This is a genomic window from Bartonella sp. AA89HNZF, assembly GCF_042196905.1.
Taxonomy (GTDB): Bacteria; Pseudomonadota; Alphaproteobacteria; order Rhizobiales; family Rhizobiaceae; genus Bartonella.
On sequence record NZ_JBHIRD010000108.1, the window covers coordinates 372 to 731 of the forward strand.

The window sequence follows — 360 nt, forward strand, 5'->3', positions numbered from 1 at the left end:
CAACAAAGCTCCATCGACCTTCATGCAACAAAGCAATTTATAATTATCCATGGTAAACAAAACCTCTGGAGATAAGTCTTAGATATGTATTAAAACTTCCATCGTTGATTGAACTTAATCTGCGTCTTTGCGAATGACGATAATAAGCAAGCCGTTAATCCAGCTCTTAAATACATTTACGATAATCCCGCGCGCCTCCCCTTCAGTTTCCACACAAAAAAACGCTTTAGCGTTCTTTCTCAAGAGAACTCTTTATTCTTCTTCATCACTTACTTGTGGTGGGGGTGGTAAAATATAAGAGCCTGAAAGCCAACGATTAAGATCAATAGCTCGGCACCGTGTGGAACAAAAAGGATAAGA

At 39.2% G+C, this 360-nt stretch carries 1 protein-coding gene; it reads right to left on the minus strand.

Annotated features, from left to right (window positions below; all coding sequences use genetic code 11):
- Window positions 1-252 precede the first annotated feature (252 nt).
- A partial coding sequence (gene yacG, locus ACFIN0_RS09970) for a DNA gyrase inhibitor YacG (RefSeq protein WP_375702479.1) occupies window positions 253-360 on the minus strand: 108 nt, incomplete at its 5' end.